This is a genomic window from Pedobacter sp. AJM (assembly GCF_002197755.1).
In the GTDB taxonomy this organism is placed as follows: Bacteria; Bacteroidota; Bacteroidia; order Sphingobacteriales; family Sphingobacteriaceae; genus Pedobacter.
Genome location: NZ_NHOT01000018.1, coordinates 18,446 through 36,920 on the forward strand (window position 1 = coordinate 18,446; position 18,475 = coordinate 36,920).

An 18,475-nucleotide genomic window follows, 5' to 3' on the forward strand; every position below is an offset into this window, starting at 1 on the left:
TTTGGGCTTTTGACAACAATCGTATGTCGTTTGGGCATCGACGGGACAAATTCAAGCTATAAACTAAAGCGCGATCAAACCAACGAAACTTAGGATTCCATTAATTTCACTTCTACCCCGAACTTCCGGAGAAAATCTACCCCTTCATCACTGGGTAAACCTTTATAAGCGGCATAAGATTTAGAATAATAAACCAGTTTAATTCCCGATGATAAGATTAACCTGGCGCAGGCGATGCAGGGAGATAAGGTGGTATACAAAGTACACCCCTCTATTTTAGAACCGTTTTTTGAGGCATAAAGAATGGCATTTTCTTCGGCATGCAAAGCCAGCGAGCAACTGCCTTTGCTGTCTCTTGCACAACCATGTTCCGGCCATTCCTCATCACAATTGTGCGTTCCGGCAGGTGGCCCGTTGTAGCCTATGGAAATGATCCGGGTATCTTTGGTTAAAACCGCACCTACATGGGCACGAACGCAATGCGAACGGGCAGCCAGATCGGTAGCCAGGTTCATGAATATGGTGTCGAAGCTTGGTTTGTCAGTCATGTAAAAATTAAAAAGCCACAGGAAATTTATCCCTGTGGCTGCAAAAATACTTTATTAAAATTAATGTCCACCTTCGGCTGTAATATTTTCAACGTCAATACCTTGTTTTTTAAGTTCACCGCTTACTTTCCATGCAAAGAAAATCAGGTAGGCAAAACCAATTACCGGAATGATGTATGAATGATGGATTCCGGCACTATCAGCCAGTTCTCCCTGAATCGGAGGAATAATTGATCCACCCAGAATCATCATAATTAAAAATGATGAACCCTGAGAGGTATATTTACCCAAACCTGTAATGGCTAGTGAGAATATGGATGGCCACATGATGGAGCAACATAAACCGCCACTTACAAAAGCAAAAATAGCCACATGACCAGTGGTTAATAATCCGATAATCATTGCTACGGCACCAAGCGTACCGAAGATGGCCAGTGTTTTAGCAGGTTTTTCCTGGCCAATAAATACCGCAGCAACCATAATGGCAACACATACGGCATAAACATACAAGTTACCTACATCTGTACCTGTTGCATGGTTAACCCCTAAAATAATGGCAAATGCCACAAATGGAACAATGACAGTTAAAATCTTTTTGGTTGTTTTACTTAAATTAAATGCACCTACAGCACCAGCCCATCTTCCAATCATCATACTGCCCCAATACAAGGAAATGTAGGGTTTAATATCGGCATCATCCAATCCTCCAAAATCCGGTAGTTTAAGCAAGGCACCCAGATTACTTTGGATGGTTACCTCTGTACCCACATACATAAAGATGGCCAGCATACCCAAAACCAGTTGCGGATATTGCATCGCACCCCAGCTTGCAGCATTATCTTTTTTAGTGAAATATCCGAATAATAAAGCACCCAGAATAATAACCAGTGAAGAGTATACAAAGATAGAAGCACTGATGCCTGTCAGTTTAGCCAGTGGACTTGCTGCAGCCACCATCAGGAAACCAACAATCATCACCACCAACGGACCAGTAGGTTTACTGCTGGCTTCAATCTTTTCTGTACTGGTTACATCAGGAAGTTTAGAAATGGCAAAAAATATGGCTACTGCCAGAAACAATCCACCCAGGATATAATATAAGTTGTTAATTGATGAAATTTCAACGGCTTTTGCTACGGCATCGTTCGCTGTACCAAAAAGTACCACACTAACAATAACAGGTCCCATTAAACCACCGAAGTTATTGATTCCTCCTGCCAGGTTTAAACGGTGTGCACCACTTTCAGGCTCACCTAAAGCCACCACAAATGGGTTTGCTGCTGTTTGCTGTAAGGAAAAACCCAGTGCAATCACAAAGAAGGAAAATAAGATGAATAAAAAAGAACCGGAATGTACGGCAGGTATCATTAAGAATGCCCCTCCTGCAGAAATAATTAGGCCGGCAATAATTCCTTTTTTGTAACCAATTTTGTTGAGGATATCAACTTTTGTGGCTTGAGATGCAAAATACAAGATTAATGAGCCAATAAAATAGCCACCATAGAAGGTGAAATCAATAAGTTGAGATTCAAATTGCGTTAATTTAAAATGAGTTTTACAAAAGGGAATGAAGATACCGTTTGACGCGGCAACAAAGCCCCAAAAAAAGAATACAGTGATAATTGTGTATAATGCTGTACCATAATTTTTTGTTGTTTCTTTTGACATTTCGATTTAAATTGTTTTAGTTTTAATGGGGCTAAACTTAGCTAAAAAAAAATAAAATCCGTTAATTTTTGTGCGGCAGACCTAACAAAAATAAATGTTACATGTTTAGGTATAAAATTGCATATTCGCATATTATAAACAATACAATACATGTTTGAAGCCATATTATTAGGTATTGGGGCAGGGATTATATCATCGTTTCTAACAGGTCCGGTATTTTTTGCAATGATTAAAACCAGTATAGAAAGAGGCTTTATGGCAGGTTTTTCTCTGGCTGTTGGGGTAATAATTAGTGACGTTATATTAATTGCGATCGTTCTTTTTGGCAGCCAGTTTTTTGACTATAAAGCAGACTTTGATAAATATGTAGGTGCCATAGGCGGCGTATTTTTACTCGCCGTAGGGATTTATTACCTGGTTTCTAAAATCAAGGTTCATTACGACAGTTCAGCACTTCAGAAAGTCAGTAAAAGAAGTTATGTATTAAAGGGATTTTTGATGTGCATCCTTACGCCTTCTACACTCATGTTCTGGATCATCGTAAGTGGTATCATCTCGGTTAAACTCAATAATATGCTGAATGAGAAACTGTTTTGTTTTTTTATTGCCATGGCTACCCAGCTCAGCATCGATGCAACCAAAAGTTTTTATTCCAGTAAACTTCGTTATAAAATTAAGGAAGACGCCTTAAAAACGCTGAATAAAATTGCAGGTGTAATTATTATATTCTTTGCCTTCTGGCTGATATATAAAACTTATATCCAGTTTTACGCTTAGTATTTAATCTTGCTGTAAGGGCACGAAGAATCGTCTTTGCGAAGCCAATTTTTCATTCGCTGAATCCATTACTCAGCAAGAATAACTCCTCTATTAGGCAAGTTCAACCAGACAGCCCCAATACATTCACAAAAATGGCCCATATTTTCATATGAGCCATCCAATATTATATTTTAATCTTCGCTTAGTAAGCCCTTTGATTATTTCCTTCCTTCCAGTTGATGAAGGCTTTATTTACAACTTTATTTCCACCAGGCGTTGGGTAATTACCGGAGAAATACCAATCACCTTTATTTTTTGGACAAGCTTCATGAAGGTTCTCCAGGCTCTGGTAAATCACCTCTACTTCTGCAACAGTACCTTTAGGCGTAATGATCTGTGCGATTTTAGCTGAAATTTCCTCTGGTGTAAATGGTTTGTAAATCTCTTTTACGTGATTTACAATTTCCTCTTTTGGCAACAATAGCGATGCTTTGCATTTGGCATAAACATCCTCAATCACCTGCCACATACCACGTTCAGTAAGCAACTGGATCGCCGCATCAAAAGCGACGAATTGTCCCATTCTGCTCATATCAATACCGTAACAATCCGGGTAACGAATTTGCGGTGCAGAAGAAACAATGATGATTTTTTTCGGATGTAAACGGTCTACAATTTTGATGATACTCTGTTTCAGTGTAGTACCACGCACGATAGAATCATCTAATGCAACCAAAGTATCCTGATGATTATTGATAATACCATAGGTGGTATCATAAACGTGTGCAACCATCTCGCTTCGATCAGCATCTTGCGTAATGAATGTTCTGAGCTTTACATCTTTTACGGCAAGCTTCTCTACCCTTGGGGCCAGCGACAATAAAGCCTCCAGCTCTTCGTCTGATAACTCTTGTTTCTGATGTAAAAGGATATCCTTTTGATGCCTGCGAACATATTGCTGCACACCATCAACCATTCCAAAGAAAGCCACTTCAGCAGTATTCGGAATAAATGAAAACACCGTATTTTTTAAATCGTAATTAACAGCCTGAAGGATTTTATCACTTAGTAAACGACCTAATTGCTTACGTTCGCGGTAAATCTCTACATCACTTCCTTTAGAAAAATAAATCCGTTCAAAAGAACATGAAAGTCTTTCAGTAGGTTCCCGGAATTGCTGCATGCTTACCTCGCCATTTTTCTTGATGATTAATGCATGCCCCGGATCGATCTCCTTAACGTCTTTAAACTGAATATTAAATGCGGTTTGTAAAGCTGGTCTTTCTGACGCTGCAACCACGATTTCATCATCATAATAATAGTAGGCGGGACGAATTCCAGCCGGATCACGCATAATAAACGAATCGCCGTTACCCACCATTCCACAGATAGAATAACCACCATCCCAGGTTTTAGCCGAGCGGCGAAGAATATTCGCAATGTCTAGGTGGTCGGAAATTTTGTGTGTAATGGCTACGTTATCGTGCCCTTCTTTTTTGTACTGATCAAAAAGTTCCTGGTTTTCATCATCTAAAAAGTGTCCGATTTTTTCTAACACGGTAACCGTATCTGCTTTTTCTTTAGGATGTTGTCCTAACTCGTATAATTGCTCTAACAATTCATCAACATTGGTCATGTTGAAGTTACCGGCAATGACCAGGTTACGGGTCATCCAGTTGTTTTGCCTTAAGAAAGGGTGGCAATTTTCGATGCTATTTTTACCATGCGTACCATAACGCAAATGGCCCATTAACACTTCACCGATAAAGCTTACGTTGTCTTTGAGCCATTCTGTATCCTGCATTAATTCAGGCGTATTTTCCTGAATATCGACAAATTTGTTCTGGACATATTCGAAGATATCCGCTACTGCATTCGAAGCCATGCTCCGGTATCGGCTGATGTACCTGCTACCTGGTTTCATATCCAGCTTAATGGTAGCGATACCTGCGCCATCCTGGCCCCGGTTATGCTGTTTTTCCATTAAAAGGTATAATTTGTTAAGGCCGTAAAGTGCTGTACCGTACTTTTGCTGGTAGTAAGAAAGTGGTTTTAACAGGCGAATAAAAGCGATTCCGCATTCGTGTTTTATCTGATCACTCATTGTGTGGGTTTGAAGGCGCAAAGTTATCCTTTTAAACAATCACAACCTAAATAAAAAGTATTTCTTTTGTCAGTAAGAAGTTAATTCGGATTACAGACGCACCATTTAAGTATTTTTATATCAATGCTAAGATATGGATGATAGAATGAACATGTACAACATGGCGAAGCCTGTGTAACGTGTTAAGCCAGAACAGGTGATAATTGGCTCTTACCTAAAAATGATAAATTATTAAATGACTTATGTTAAGCAATGCTGATAAAGATGCAGTCGTTTCATTTTTAGCTGCATGAACCTCCTGATCCAATACACCTACCCCTTTAACCAAGTTAACGCTCACGCCATTTTCTCTGATTTCAACGCTTCTCCAAAGAAAACCGAAGCATGTTCATCAAAGGCTGAAGGATCTCCGCTGGTGTAAAAAGATTTCTTTCCGGCTCTTGCTAGTTTTGCCTCAATCTCCGGATGTCTTTCCAAATAATCAACTAAACTATTAGCAACAATTTCTCCTTGCGTTAAAATGTTTATGGTTTCCGGCAATGTATTTTTCAGTTTTGGCAACAACAAGGGATAGTGTGTGCAAGCCAGTAAAACACAATCAATACCGGCAGATTGTGCCATTAGCAGCCGGCAATATTCCTGGACAAAAAAATCAGCACCTGTTTGCAAATGCTCATTGTTTTCAATTAATGGCACCCACATCGGGCAGCTTTGCTGAAACACTTTAATATCGGGAAAGAACTTATTAATTTCCAACAGATAGGATTGCGAGTTAACCGTTCCGCGGGTTCCCATTACGCCTACCTGTTTGTGCTGCGTGAATTGGTCAATTACTTCTGCTGTCGGCCTGATTACCCCTAAAACCCTTCTATCCGGGTACTTTGCCGGCAAGTCTTTCTGTTGTATCGTCCTGAGTGCTTTCGCAGAAGCGGTATTACAAGCCAGAATCACCAGTTGGCAGCCCCGGGCAAAAAGCCATTCCACACATTCTAAAGTATATTTGTAAATGGTATCAAAAGAATGGTCTCCATAAGGAGAGCGGGCATTATCACCCAGATAGATGTAATCATATTCCGGCAACTGATCTGCTATAGATCTGAATACGGTTAATCCGCCATAACCAGAATCGAAAATACCTATGGGTGATGTTTGCATTGCTTCGGCAAGTTAAATATTGAAATGTGGTAAAGTTAACTGAAAATTGGTTAAAATGCTGAGAAGGTTTAGCACCGCGTGAATAGCATCTCCTTAGTCTTTTAACTTTGCAACATTAAAATGCTTCAAGTACAAAAAAAGCGAAACTAAGTTAAACTTAATTCCGCTTGTATTTTTAAATCATGAAGGAAATGCTCAGTTCCTAATGCTTTACTCAGTACTATTTCTTAGGCGCAGGTGCTTTAGTAGCAGTAGCTGAAATACCTAACTTAGTTTTAACTGAAGCAGTGATATCATCGCCACCTTCCCAGAAAACAAGGTTATTACCACCCTGACCATTTGCAATGTCAAAAACATAAGCTAAACCTTTTTCTTTAGCTACAGCAGAAATGGCTGTTGCAACTTTAGCCTGGATAGGCTGGAACAATTCACCTTGTTTAGCACCGATATCCTGTGACGCTTTTGTACGTGCATCAGTAATGCGTTTTTCTAAATCCTGTAATTCCTGTCCCATCGTTTGTAATTGCTTACCTACGGCTTCCTTATTTGCCTCACTTAAGGTTTTTTCTAAGCTCTGGGCACTGGTCATTTTTGTCTGATATTCTTTGATCATCGCATCAATATCAGTTTGTTTTTGTTTGCCTAATGTTTCTAAAGTAGTTTGAGCCGCTTTAGCTTCGGGAAGGTTTGCAAAAACCTCTTCTGAATTAATGTGACCTAATTTTTGTTGCGCACTTGCCATATTCACTGTAAACACTAATCCTGCTGCTACAAAGAATACGTTAATTAACTTTCTCATCTTTCTATTTTACTTTTTTTATTTTTTCTAATTGTTTCTCAGAATTCAAGGGGCGAATATACTAATTATTTGCACTTCCTGGTTTGTAACCTAATTTTACAACAACATCATTACTAAGATCGTAGCTGCTGCTGGCATAAATCATCATGGTAGCTTCACTGCTCTTGTCAAAAATGAAATCGAGATATTTTGCTTTTGCAATTTGTTTAATGGCATCAGCTACCTTATCCTGTATAGGTTTCAGTAATTTTGCCCGGCTTTGGAAAAGTTCGCCATCCGGTCCGAATTTCTGACGCTGAAATTCCTTTGCCTGTTTTTCCTTTTCGATAATTTCATTTTCGCGGCGCTTGCGCATATCGTCAGTAAGTAAAACCTGGTCTGCCTGATAAGCCTTATACATCCGGTCAATTTCAGAAAAATTTTGATCAACCTGTTGCTGCCATTGTTTGGATGCCACTTCCAGTTGGCTTAATGCAGATTTATACTCAGGCATTTGCTTTAAAATGTATTCTGTATCTACATATGCAAACTTCTGTGCAAAGGCACCAAAAGATGTGCAAAGTAAAAATGCGACTAAAAGATATTTTTTCATTGTGTGTAAATTTGTTTTCAAAGGTAAGTGAAGCAACTATGATTTCAAAAGCCAATAAATTTATATGAACTCATCACCCTTTTCTTATTAGCTAAAGATTTTATTTAATCAGTTTAAGTTCTATTTAAACCCCGACTGACTTATTTATTACCTGAAACATAATCAGTACAAAGATACTATGAAATAATAAAAGCCCAAGTAAACTTGAGCTTTTAACCTTTTTTAACAAAAAATTTATTCAGGATAACCTATTAGAAGTTTTTAATAAAACTTTCCTGAGGATTTTGTGGAGCTTTTCTCCATTCATATGTTGCGTTAAGAGTGTTTATAACTGGTGTGATACCAGATGAACCATCGGAAAAAGTATTTCTACATTCAGAAATTAGACTTTGACCACCTGTATCAAAACTTCTTGTAAAAATTCCGTAGTGAGTAATAGTATAACTTCCATAAATTCTTGAATAATACATAGGATCTTCTCTCCAACTCCTACTTCCAAAAGCACCACCTTTTCTGTATGCTTCACCTATTAAAGATACCCCACATGAAGAACTAAATGTATAGTTTTCTGCCCAAGCAAATATTTTCACTCTTTCTGGTCTGCCATTGTCGTATTCATTAGAATAATTTACTTGTGTACCACCACTTAGTACAGCTAAAGTACCAGGTTTTTTTAATCCACTTGATAACGACATTACACTCAAGTTTCTACCGTCAGACTTTACATTTAAGGATCCACTAACAATAATTTTTTCTATTACTTTTGAAGTATCAGTTCTAACTGTAGAGTTTTGTCCATTTGCTTTTAAATCTTTATAAACATCAAAATCAGCATTTTTGATGGTATATTCTCTATCTGCAAAAATAAAATAAATTTTATCACCAATATTTATTGCACCATCCTTATTTAATAATCTTCTAATTACAGGATCTTTAACATCGGCAATCCTATTTTCATTTAGCGTATCTTTTGCTAAGGATTGATAATTTAAGGAAGATAATTCTGCATCTACATCCTTCAATGAAATAGCATTGTAATGCTTTATCACTGTGTTAAAGTTTTCTTGAGATTTAAAAGATAGCATCCCATTTTTAACTAAAGTTTCCGATTCAATAGAATTGTCAGATAAACTTTGCTTTGAATCTTTTTTACAGGATGCTATCGTACCTAATAACATGCCTGACATAATGAAGCTAAGGACTGTGTTTTTTGTTTTTCTTGTCATAAAAATCTTTTTAAATTTATTACACAATTATACAAATAATAATACAAAATAAATAAAATAAATGATTACAATTAAAAATACATAAAACACTTTATTTTGAATTATAAATAATACAAAATAAAGCATTAAAACAAATGTAATTTTCCCAAGAACAACTATATCTTTAATTATAAAAGTCGATTTTAAGTGGAGGTATCGAAAATTATAAATAAAAAAAAGGGATATACTATTGCATATCCCTTCTTTCAAATGAAAAATCTATATTTTAAAAACCACCCAATTGTTGAGCAATACTAAATGTAAAATTCTGACGTCCAAAATTACCATCTCTACTATTGATAATTTTATCAAATCCATGACCATAGTCAATTCCTAATAACCCAAATATTGGTAAGAAAATTCTGGCACCAATACCTGCAGATCTTCTTACGTTAAACGGATTGAAATCACCAAACCTGTTCCAGGTATTACCACCCTCTGCGAAAGCCAGTACGAAAGCGGTTGCCTGCTGACTTGAAATAACAGGATAACGAAGTTCTAAAACATATTTAGTGTAAATCGGACTTCCGGAAGTTTGAGCCGTATTTATAGCATTAGGATTTATATCTACCGGCACTACAGCATTGTTTGCATAACCACGCATGGCAATAATTTCAGAACCTTGTAAGAAATCAAATCCCTGCATACCATCACCACCCAATTTAAAACGCTCGAATGCTGATTGACCAACTGCTTTATTATATTGACCTAAGAAACCAAACTGTGCCTGTGCTTTAACAACCAAGTTTCCGGCAATACGCTGATACCATTGAGAGTCAAATTTCCACTTGTGGTATTCCGTAAAACGGTATTTATCTTTATCAGATGCGGTAGCATAATTCGTTTTGTTAAATAATGAATACGGAGGTGTTGCCTGAATGGTAAATCGAATAAAAGATCCTGATTTCGGGAAAATTGGTGAATCTCTCGAATCACGGCTAATTTCCTGAGACAAATTAATATTATAAGATGTTCCTGTTGAGAATAAAAAACCTGTATAGTTATTTAAAATATATTGCTGCAAGCTCACTGCATGACTCAATTGGAAATAGTTATCCGGCCAGTTTAATCTTCTACCTAAACTTACGGTTACTCCATTTAAACGAATACGTCTATCTAAAGGACTACTTTCTGTTGCTGAACTATATGGAACATATTGCAATGAGGTAAATGCACTTACACCAAAACTTACCGGTTTCTCGCCACCGAACCAGGGTTGAGAGAATGAGAAACTATAAGACTGGTAATACTTACCATTGGTTTGTCCACGTAAGCTTAATTTCTGTCCATCACCTTTTGGCAAAGGTTTATAGGCTTTTAAATTAAATAAGTTTCTTAAAGAGAAGTTGTTAAAGGTTAAGCCCAATGTACCGATGATCCGGCCACCACCAAAACCACCTGACAACTCAATCTGATCTGAAGGTTTTTCTTCCACTGCATATTCAATATCTACTGTACCATCTGCCGGGTTAGGGCGAGGTGTAGGTACCGTTTTAGATTCGTCAAAGTTGCCCAACTGTCCAATCTCACGAATAGTACGAATTAAATCACTCTTATTAAATTTCTGCCCGGGTTTGGTACGGATTTCCCGCAAAACCACTTTATCATTGGTGATGGTATTCCCCTTTAAGGTAATTCTGTTGTTTACATATTGAGGACCTTCATACATGCGCATTTCCACATCTACGGTATCGCCATAAATTTTGGTTTGTACCGGATCGATGTTGAATGTCAGGTATCCATTATCAGTATACATACTGTTGATATCTCCGCCGTTTTCGCCACCACCGTTCAGTTTTTTATTTAGTCGTTCCTCACTAAAAACGTCACCTTTCTCAATGGTTAATACTTTACTTAAAATACTGTCAGGATAAATGGCATTACCTGCCCAGGTAATATTTCCGAAGTAATATTTCTTGCCTTCGTAAATATCCATCTTAATGTTAACCTTCTTTTTATTGTGTTGATAAATGCTATCTTTCAAAAGGGTTGCATCACGGTAACCTTTCTCCTGCAATTTCGCGATCATCTTCACTTTATTCTCTTCATATTTCTCTTTAGAAAATTTTCCTGAACCCCAGAAACGCCACCAGGCAAATTGCTTAGGGTTCTTTAAAAATTTTCTCAGCTTGGCTTCCTTAAAATCTTTATTTCCGGTAAAGTAAATGCGCTGTACTTTAACCCGGCTTCCTTTATTGATATTAGCCTCTAAAACAACACTGTTTTCGGCATTAGGATCTTTACGGGTTTTATAATCAATGGCGGTAAAAAAGTAGCCCTTATCCAGCATATACTTTTTAATGATCGTTGAGGTGGTGTTATATAAGTTATCATTAACGATTTTACCTGTTTTATCATTTAACTTTTCCTGAATGGCTGTTCTTTGAGATTTGCTGATGCCCTTTAAATCAATGGAACTTAAGCGGGGACGTTCCACTACTTCGATTTCAAAATAAACAGAGTCCTGAACAAACTTCTCAATATTAATCTTCACATCATCAAACAATCCCTGTGCCCAAAGCGTTTTAATTGCATCGGAGGTTGCCTCACCCGGAAGCACCACCTTATCGCCTTTTGTTAATTTGGATAGCGTAATCAAAACATCTTTATCCAAATACTGCGTACCTGTTACGGTTGTACCGCCGATAATGTATTCTTTGGGACTGAAATAATCGAGATCCAAGCCTCCAACCTTCAAAGATGGGGTTACCGGTGCCTGACCTTGCGGACGTATTTGAGCAAATGCCGGAGCGGCTAAAACTAGTAGGATTAAAACTTGAAATATTCTTTTCATTAAAATAATTTGTTCAGTAATGGCCACGAAGGTACACGTTTTATAAAGTAAATCACTTTATTTAGTTTCGCTTTTGATGGTTACATTTATCGTATAAAAGTGGCGCTAAGTTAGTTTAAACGCTTGTTAAAAAGTGTTAAAAGAAAAATTAGTTTAATTGTTCACTAATTTTGCCGAAGCGGCGCTCGCGTTTTTGATAGTCTACTATCGCTTCAAAAAGATCTTCACGTCTGAAATCAGGCCAGAGCACATCGGTAAAGTAAAACTCCGTGTAAGCCATTTGCCAAAGTAAATAATTACTGATGCGGTGTTCTCCGCTGGTCCTGATCATTAATTCGGGATCAGGCATATTAACCGTAGTTAACTTTGAGGAGAATAAATTTTCATCAATATCCTCAATAGAAATGGTATTGTTTTTCACAGCCTCAGCAATTTGTTTGGCCGCATCCAAAATCTCCCATTTTGCGCTGTAACTTAACGCAAGTGTTAAAGTACATTTCTGATTATGCGCAGTTTTAGCCATGGCTTCATGCAAATCATTAATGCATTGTTGCGGCAATGATGAAATGTTACCAATGGCGTTTAACCTAATATTGTTCTTATTCAGTGTTTCAGTTTCGTTGTTGATGGTAGAAATCAGGATTTGCATTAATGCATCAACCTCTTCCTTTGGCCTGTTCCAGTTTTCTGTAGAAAAAGCATAGAGCGTTAAGTATTCAATACCTACATCTACGCAACCTTCTACAATATCTTTTACAGAAAGTACCCCCTGCTCGTGACCAAACACGCGTACTTTACCCTGGCCTTTTGCCCATCTTCCATTACCATCCATGATCACGGCAATGTGCTTTGGCAGGCGGCTATAGTCTATTTGTTCTTTAAATCCCATTAATTATGTCAAAATCAGCTTAAAACGAATAGCATTTTGAGGATACAAAGGTAAAAGATATGCCAACACTAACAAATAGATAAGTATCCCTTTTTCTAAAATCTCCTCTTTGGGTACCTGGAATTCCAATCTGACCGATAGATGGATCAGATAAATTTAAACCAGGACTTCCTACTCTGGTATTGTTTTGAAGTTCTAAACTTGGATATTTTCCGCTCACATCATCAATATAATCCGTCATAGGTGTTCTGTACCCGATTTCTGAAAAAATACTCCAGGTATCTTTATAATTGTATCTTAAGCCTACACCATATGGAATAGTGAGGGCAATATTACTGTAGGCATTTTCCTGTCCTTCAGTAGCCATCCGATCCAAGCGGTATTTTTCTCCGCCATACTTGATTGTAGGTTTGAACATCACTACACCGGCACCTGCAAAAATATAAGGTGAAAACAACCTGTTGCCACCGCCCAGTTTAAAATTAAATAAGTTAAAATCTAAGATGGCGCTTAATTCATTTAAACTTGTTTTGAAACTTAGATTTCTCTCCCTAAACTGTGCATTATCAGATTCTGAATCTTTGGCCTGAATCTGCCCGTAGCTATAATTCAAACGCACCCCTAAATATGAATTGAAATTTTTCTTTCCGAATATTCCTGCAGAAAGACCACTGATTTTAAGGGGATTATTCTGATTTAAATCACCCATGTAGCCTGCACCTCCTGCCATAACGCCCAGTTCCCAGTTTCCTCCCTCCTGCCCACGTGACACCTGCGTGCTGAAAGCAAAAAAAAGAAAAATCAAAAGGAGTTTGTTTGGCGTCATATTTAATAGTTACGGGTATCAATTCCCCATAATAATTTATTTCTTAACGTATTCAGGTAAGTCTCATTATGAAGCCGGATCAGATTCAGGCAAAAATCTGCCTTTTTAATGGAAATTTTAACAGATCGTTCTACCGTAACGGTTCTGCTGTCGCAGGAAACCAGAAACTTGGATTCACGTGCTTCTACTTCAAAAGATAATTTATGGGCATCAGGCAGCACCACCGGCCTTACATTCAGGTTATGTGGCGCAATTGGAGTTACCACAAAATTTCTGGAATCCGGATAAATGATCGGTCCGCCACAGCTTAGTGAATAGGCGGTAGAACCCGTAGGTGTAGCAATAATTAACCCGTCAGCCCAATAAGAATTGATAAATTCATCATTCATGGAAGCATGAATAATCATCATGGCAGAATTATCACGGCGGTGAATGGTAATATCGTTCAGCGCAAAATTTTCTTCGCCAAACAATTTATTATCTGATTCTAAAACCAGCAGTGAGCGGCAATCTAAGCTGTATTCTCCATGAATGACAGCTTTTAGTGCAGATTCGATTTCATTTTTATTGATGCTGGCGAGAAAACCCAACCTCCCGAAATTAATTCCAATCACCGGGATGTTGGAATTTCTGATCAAGGAAAGTGTATCCAGCAATGTGCCGTCGCCACCTAAACTGATTAAGATATCAGCCCGTTCTTTAAGCTCTGCATGGTTATGAAAAATAACGGTGTTTTTCGGTAAATTAATCTTACCATGAAGCGATGTTTTAAATTTGGAATATAACACCGGCTGAACATCATAGTTAGCCAAATGATTAAAAACCTCCTGAACATAGGGCAAAACTGTATCATTAAAGTCTCTCCCGTAAATGGCTATCCTCATCATTGGTTTTTAAACATTTAAATAGTTCATGAAAGAATCAAACCGTTCCTGAGATCCATCATCAACCTGGGTGTTGTTATATACTTCCTTTACCTGATAATCGTAGCGTTCAAAAGCGGCTACTAAAGAAGTAAGTTCTGTTTTATTGATTTTTAAAGTTATTTCAAGGCGTGTAGAATCCGCAAAGGAGTTAACATAAGAAGATAAAATCTGGGCATTGTCTGCCTCTACAATCTGAGCAATATGCGCCAGAGAATTGTCTCGGTTACCAATTTCCAGGACGATTATTCCGCCGGGTTCATTTACGGCATATTGACCGGCCACAGCATCTACCATCTCATGAATGGAAATTAAACCCAGGTAATTTTTTTGCTGATCAACCACCGGAACCGCGCTGATGTGCAACTGGCTGAGTAACCTGATCACATCGTAAGTATGCGTATCACTAAGGACAAAAATACTGAGCAAATGAACCGATGCATCATTTAAAGAAGTATCATGATCATGAATATTAAGTAAATCATCCTCCGAAACCAACCCCACAAGCACACCATCATGTACTACCGGCAAGTGCTTTAATTTAAAATCGTTTAAGCGATCTAAAGCCTTTTGCACCGAGTCGTCGATGTTCAGTGTCGGGATGTCATTCGATATGATTTCTTCAGCAAACATTATTTAAGTAATATCCTGTCTAAGAATTTTTCTAAGTAATTGTTAAATATTTCGGGTTGCTCCATCATGGGTGCATGGCCACATTGATCTACCCAGTTAAGTTCCGAGTTTGGCAATAATTCATGAAATTCCTTTGCCACTTCCGGGGGGGTAACCTTATCATTTTTACCCCAGATTAAGGAAACCGGAATGGTAATTTTTGATAATTCCTTCGCCATATTATGGCGGATAGCTGATTTTGCCATCGTTAAAATCCGGATCACCCTTGATCTGTCGTTAACTGTTTTAAACACATCATCAACAAGTTCTTTGGTGGCCGTAGCCGGATCGTAGAAGGTAAACTCTACTTTCTCCTTAATGTAATCATAGCTTTCACGGCGTGGAAAAGAACCGCCAAAAGCATTTTCGTACAAACCTGAACTTCCCGTCAGCACTAATGCCTTTACAAATTCCTGATGTGCAACGGTAAACACCAGGCCTACATGTCCACCCAGCGAATTGCCGACCAGCACTACCTGATTTAATGATTTAAATTTTAAAAAACGGTGAACGTACCTCGACAGGGCTTTAACGCCCAAGGTTAAAATGGGCAGGTCATATATCGGAAGAATGGGAATAATGACATGATAGCGGTCTTTAAATCTTTCTATCACCAATTCCCAGTTGCTCAGTTCACCCATCAGGCCGTGTAGCAATACCAGTGTCTGGCCTTTTCCAGCTTCAATATATTTAAATCCTTCTTCTTCTATTACCTGGTATGTCATATGTATTTTAGATGGTATTGTGCACTAAGTTAGTAGAGTAAAATTAAATTTCCGCATTTCTATGCCATTTTTCTGAAATAAAACAGAAAACGGTACAAAAACACGGTTATTGAAGCGGAAAGCGACTTCGATTGGCGTTTACGAACTTTCTACCTTTAAATCTTTTGTCCTTAAGCCAGTTTTTCTTTAACAATTTCAGCGATTAGTTTCCCATCTGCTTTACCGGCAAGTGCCTGGTTAGCCGGCCCCATTACCTTACCCATATCTTTAACTGATGTTGCGCCAGATTGTTTGATTACTTCATCAATAATCACTGCAACCTCTTCCCTGCTTAACTGCTTTGGCAAAAACTGGCTAATCACTGCAATTTCTTCTTCTTCCACCTGATATAAATCGGCTCTGTTCTGTGATTTATAAATATCAGCAGATTCACGGCGCTGTTTAATCAGTTTCTGAAGAATTTTTAATTCAGCTTCTTCTGTCATATCCTCTGAAGATCCTTTCTCTGTTCTGGCCAAAAGTAAAGCCGCTTTTATTGCCCTTAAGCCTCTTAGCTGTGCCTGATCTTTAGCCAGCATGGCTTTCTTCATTTCCTGATTTATAGTGTCTGATATCATATTTTATTTTTTTAAAGGTAAGGTGATTATCTGGCAAGTTGTGCTATCTCAAATCCCCGACTATCCATTCTTTCTATCTATAATCGTAGCCGTGGCCTGAACCGTTGGCATAATTAACATATCATTAATATTTACATGTTTTGGCCGGCTCACTACATACCAAATGGCATCAGCGATATCATCGGCAACAAGCGGCTCCAGGTTTTCATAAACCTTCTTTGCCCGGTCTTCATCTCCTTTAAAACGCACTACAGAAAATTCAGTTTCGACCATACCCGGATTAATTTCAGTTACTTTAATACCATGAGGTAAAAGATCTATCCGCATGCCTTTACTTAACGCATCAACAGCATGTTTGGTAGCACAATAAACATTTCCATTTGGATATACCTCTTTGCCGGCAATTGAACCAATATTGACAATATGACCAGCATGTTGAGGTATCATCCAGTTAGATACTATTTTTGTAACGTACAATAATCCTTTTACATTGGTATCAATCATGGTATCCCAATCACCGGTACTGCCCTGGTCAATCGGGTCTAAACCCTGACTCAAACCAGCGTTGTTAATCAGGATGTCTACTTTTTTCCAGTCGGCAGGTAATGCTTCCAGCGCAGCGGATAAATGCGCTTTATCTCTGACATCTGCCAAAACCTGCTTAATTTCTATTCCGTATTGGTTGTTAAGTTGTTTTGCAACTTTCGCCAGACGATCTTCACGGCGGGCCAGTAGAATTAACTGATAACCTTGCTGAGCGAATGTACGTGCGCAAGCCTCGCCAATGCCAGATGTTGCGCCTGTAATTAAAACAATTTTAGACATGTTTGTGATTTTTTAAGTCATGATAAACCCCCGACCCAAAACTAAGGCTGATGATTTACCTCCGCTGGCAAAGGTAAGTTTTTTTGAATTGTACGGCTATTGAAAAATTAAACTGAACGTTAATTGACGCAATTTCAACTTATCTATCGGATTGGCAAATGCCGTATTATCATGTTGAAGGATATCATTCGTAGAATACGATAATTTAATTTCCGGAGACATTTTAAAATATTCGAAATACAAATCGAAGCCAATTCCAGTTTCGTAAGAGAGGTAATTGCGCTGATTTTTCAACAATTTATTGATGGCCGCTTCACCTTCATCTAAAGTTTTTTTCTTTGATGCAATATCAATAGAATACTTTGCGCCACCTAACCAGTAAGCACGAAAGTTATTTAGGCGGTTTGATTTCACTTTTATTCCGAGTGGAAATTCAAACATGGTCGCCTGTACTTTCTTATCTACCTGGGTTTCAAAATTTTTCATTTGTCCATTTCCTATAGGAATTGATTCCTTTGGTTCATATTCATAGCTCACGATACGGTCGCTAAAAATTAAGGAAGGTGTTGCTCTAAGATCAAAGTTTTCAGAAATGTTTCTATTGATCACAAAACCTAATCCGAAGCCCTGAGCAGGTTTACTGGAAATGGCATTGAGTTGGCTTGTTACAGGTAAACCTGTGGTGGAGTCATACGAGACGCCAAAAGAATCCGGCAACTCATAAAATGGTGATTTCCAGTTTTCCTTTTTAAGAATTTTATATTCAGCAGAAATATATTGAAAGTTAAACCCAAAGCTCCAGTCTTCATTGTCAATGCCTCCACCCCAATTCTGGGCGAATGCCGTACTTGATCCAATAAATAAGGAAAGAATGAGGCTTAATTTTTTTATCATTTAGTTCCGACGTAAATTGAACTTATTCCGAACGTTAAAATCCTTTGTTTGGTATTTTTAAAACCAACTCTTTCCATTAGGGCAGTAAAATCATTACCATCCGGAAAGGCTGCTACAGATTCTGGTAAATAGGTGTAGGCCCTAGCATCTTTTGAAAATAATTTTCCAAAAAATGGTGTAACATGTAAAAAATAAAAATTGTATAGCTGTTTTACCGGAAACGCCCTCGGTTTGGAAAACTCCAGAATGACCATTTTCCCACCTGGTTTTAATACACGATACATATCAGCCAAACCTTTCTCCAGATTTTCGAAGTTCCGCACGCCATAAGCACAGGTAATGGCATCAAAGGTATCTGCTTCAAAATGCAGGCCTTCCGAATCACCAACCTGAACCGAAAATATTTCACTTAAGCTACGT

18 protein-coding genes are annotated in these 18,475 nt (G+C 38.0%); 1 reads left to right on the forward strand and 17 read right to left on the reverse strand.

What is annotated here, in order from left to right:
- Positions 1 to 89: 89 nt before the first annotated feature.
- Entirely contained in the window at positions 90 to 548 is a 459-nt protein-coding gene (locus CBW18_RS20535) for a dCMP deaminase family protein (RefSeq protein ID WP_088303244.1), read from the reverse strand.
- 60 nt (positions 549 to 608) lie between these two features.
- Complete coding sequence (locus CBW18_RS20540) at positions 609 to 2,216, reverse strand: MFS transporter (protein ID WP_088303245.1); 1,608 nt, start codon at positions 2,214 to 2,216, stop codon at positions 609 to 611.
- 150 nt (positions 2,217 to 2,366) lie between these two features.
- On the opposite strand from CBW18_RS20540, the gene CBW18_RS20545 reads away from it, so the two are divergent.
- Entirely contained in the window at positions 2,367 to 2,993 is a 627-nt protein-coding gene (locus CBW18_RS20545; protein ID WP_088303246.1) for a LysE family translocator, read from the forward strand.
- Between the two features lie 184 nt (positions 2,994 to 3,177).
- On the opposite strand, the gene CBW18_RS20550 is transcribed toward CBW18_RS20545, so the two are convergent.
- From CBW18_RS20550 to CBW18_RS20620, 15 genes are all read right to left on the reverse strand, one after another.
- Positions 3,178 to 5,079, reverse strand: a complete 1,902-nt coding sequence (locus tag CBW18_RS20550) for a class II glutamine amidotransferase (RefSeq protein WP_088303247.1) — start codon at positions 5,077 to 5,079, stop codon at positions 3,178 to 3,180.
- Between the two features lie 336 nt (positions 5,080 to 5,415).
- On the reverse strand, positions 5,416 to 6,234 hold the full coding sequence (gene murI, locus CBW18_RS20555) for a glutamate racemase (RefSeq protein ID WP_088303248.1): 819 nt from the start codon (positions 6,232 to 6,234) through the stop codon (positions 5,416 to 5,418).
- A gap of 220 nt (positions 6,235 to 6,454) precedes the next feature.
- A complete protein-coding gene (locus CBW18_RS20560) occupies positions 6,455 to 7,033 on the reverse strand; it encodes an OmpH family outer membrane protein (protein ID WP_088303249.1) in 579 nt (192 codons plus the stop codon).
- A 61-nt stretch (positions 7,034 to 7,094) separates the two neighbouring features.
- Positions 7,095 to 7,625: an OmpH family outer membrane protein gene (locus CBW18_RS20565; protein WP_088303250.1), complete on the reverse strand. Its 531-nt coding sequence runs from the start codon at positions 7,623 to 7,625 to the stop codon at positions 7,095 to 7,097.
- 251 nt (positions 7,626 to 7,876) lie between these two features.
- Positions 7,877 to 8,851 carry a hypothetical protein gene (locus tag CBW18_RS20570; protein WP_088303251.1) on the reverse strand — a complete coding sequence of 325 codons (975 nt, stop codon included), beginning with the start codon at positions 8,849 to 8,851 and terminating at the stop codon, positions 7,877 to 7,879.
- 265 nt (positions 8,852 to 9,116) lie between these two features.
- Complete coding sequence (gene bamA / locus CBW18_RS20575) at positions 9,117 to 11,684, reverse strand: outer membrane protein assembly factor BamA (RefSeq protein WP_088303259.1); 2,568 nt, start codon at positions 11,682 to 11,684, stop codon at positions 9,117 to 9,119.
- Between the two features lie 148 nt (positions 11,685 to 11,832).
- Positions 11,833 to 12,573, reverse strand: coding sequence for an isoprenyl transferase (locus CBW18_RS20580; protein ID WP_088303252.1), 741 nt, complete (start codon positions 12,571 to 12,573; stop codon positions 11,833 to 11,835).
- A 19-nt stretch (positions 12,574 to 12,592) separates the two neighbouring features.
- Positions 12,593 to 13,399, reverse strand: coding sequence for a DUF6089 family protein (locus CBW18_RS20585; RefSeq protein ID WP_088303253.1), 807 nt, complete (start codon positions 13,397 to 13,399; stop codon positions 12,593 to 12,595).
- A gap of 2 nt (positions 13,400 to 13,401) precedes the next feature.
- Positions 13,402 to 14,283, reverse strand: a complete 882-nt coding sequence (locus tag CBW18_RS20590; protein WP_088303260.1) for an NAD kinase — start codon at positions 14,281 to 14,283, stop codon at positions 13,402 to 13,404.
- 9 nt (positions 14,284 to 14,292) lie between these two features.
- Positions 14,293 to 14,955, reverse strand: coding sequence for a CBS domain-containing protein (locus CBW18_RS20595; RefSeq protein ID WP_088303254.1), 663 nt, complete (start codon positions 14,953 to 14,955; stop codon positions 14,293 to 14,295).
- Positions 14,955 to 15,719 (reverse strand): alpha/beta fold hydrolase, encoded by a 765-nt coding sequence (locus tag CBW18_RS20600; RefSeq protein ID WP_088303255.1) that lies wholly within the window; start codon positions 15,717 to 15,719, stop codon positions 14,955 to 14,957. The genes CBW18_RS20595 and CBW18_RS20600 overlap by 1 nt, the downstream gene beginning before the upstream one ends.
- Positions 15,720 to 15,889: 170 nt before the next feature.
- The gene (locus tag CBW18_RS20605; protein ID WP_088303256.1) at positions 15,890 to 16,336 is read right to left on the reverse strand and encodes a GatB/YqeY domain-containing protein; all 447 of its coding nucleotides are present in this window, start codon (positions 16,334 to 16,336) and stop codon (positions 15,890 to 15,892) included.
- Between the two features lie 60 nt (positions 16,337 to 16,396).
- Entirely contained in the window at positions 16,397 to 17,161 is a 765-nt protein-coding gene (locus CBW18_RS20610) for an SDR family oxidoreductase (RefSeq protein WP_088303257.1), read from the reverse strand.
- A 96-nt stretch (positions 17,162 to 17,257) separates the two neighbouring features.
- Positions 17,258 to 18,055 carry an outer membrane beta-barrel protein gene (locus tag CBW18_RS20615; protein WP_088303258.1) on the reverse strand — a complete coding sequence of 266 codons (798 nt, stop codon included), beginning with the start codon at positions 18,053 to 18,055 and terminating at the stop codon, positions 17,258 to 17,260.
- Positions 18,052 to 18,475: class I SAM-dependent methyltransferase (locus tag CBW18_RS20620; protein ID WP_140418729.1), on the reverse strand; the 424-nt coding region annotated here is incomplete at its 5' end. The genes CBW18_RS20620 and CBW18_RS20615, both read right to left, overlap by 4 nt.

Excerpts from the sequence above, each read along its gene's own strand:
- CBW18_RS20605 (WP_088303256.1), bottom strand. The coding sequence starts at position 16,336 with ATGATATCAGACACTATAAATCAGGAAATGAAGAAAGCCATGCTGGCT.
- CBW18_RS20545 (WP_088303246.1), top strand. The coding sequence starts at position 2,367 with ATGTTTGAAGCCATATTATTAGGTATTGGGGCAGGGATTATATCATCG.
- CBW18_RS20610 (WP_088303257.1), bottom strand. The coding sequence starts at position 17,161 with ATGTCTAAAATTGTTTTAATTACAGGCGCAACATCTGGCATTGGCGAG.
- bamA (WP_088303259.1), bottom strand. The coding sequence starts at position 11,684 with ATGAAAAGAATATTTCAAGTTTTAATCCTACTAGTTTTAGCCGCTCCG.
- CBW18_RS20615 (WP_088303258.1), bottom strand. The coding sequence starts at position 18,055 with ATGATAAAAAAATTAAGCCTCATTCTTTCCTTATTTATTGGATCAAGT.
- CBW18_RS20600 (WP_088303255.1), bottom strand. The coding sequence starts at position 15,719 with ATGACATACCAGGTAATAGAAGAAGAAGGATTTAAATATATTGAAGCT.
- CBW18_RS20585 (WP_088303253.1), bottom strand. The coding sequence starts at position 13,399 with ATGACGCCAAACAAACTCCTTTTGATTTTTCTTTTTTTTGCTTTCAGC.
- CBW18_RS20535 (WP_088303244.1), bottom strand. The coding sequence starts at position 548 with ATGACTGACAAACCAAGCTTCGACACCATATTCATGAACCTGGCTACC.
- CBW18_RS20560 (WP_088303249.1), bottom strand. The coding sequence starts at position 7,033 with ATGAGAAAGTTAATTAACGTATTCTTTGTAGCAGCAGGATTAGTGTTT.
- CBW18_RS20565 (WP_088303250.1), bottom strand. The coding sequence starts at position 7,625 with ATGAAAAAATATCTTTTAGTCGCATTTTTACTTTGCACATCTTTTGGT.
- CBW18_RS20540 (WP_088303245.1), bottom strand. The coding sequence starts at position 2,216 with ATGTCAAAAGAAACAACAAAAAATTATGGTACAGCATTATACACAATT.
- CBW18_RS20550 (WP_088303247.1), bottom strand. The coding sequence starts at position 5,079 with ATGAGTGATCAGATAAAACACGAATGCGGAATCGCTTTTATTCGCCTG.
- CBW18_RS20590 (WP_088303260.1), bottom strand. The coding sequence starts at position 14,283 with ATGAGGATAGCCATTTACGGGAGAGACTTTAATGATACAGTTTTGCCC.
- murI (WP_088303248.1), bottom strand. The coding sequence starts at position 6,234 with ATGCAAACATCACCCATAGGTATTTTCGATTCTGGTTATGGCGGATTA.
- CBW18_RS20595 (WP_088303254.1), bottom strand. The coding sequence starts at position 14,955 with ATGTTTGCTGAAGAAATCATATCGAATGACATCCCGACACTGAACATC.
- CBW18_RS20570 (WP_088303251.1), bottom strand. The coding sequence starts at position 8,851 with ATGACAAGAAAAACAAAAAACACAGTCCTTAGCTTCATTATGTCAGGC.
- CBW18_RS20580 (WP_088303252.1), bottom strand. The coding sequence starts at position 12,573 with ATGGGATTTAAAGAACAAATAGACTATAGCCGCCTGCCAAAGCACATT.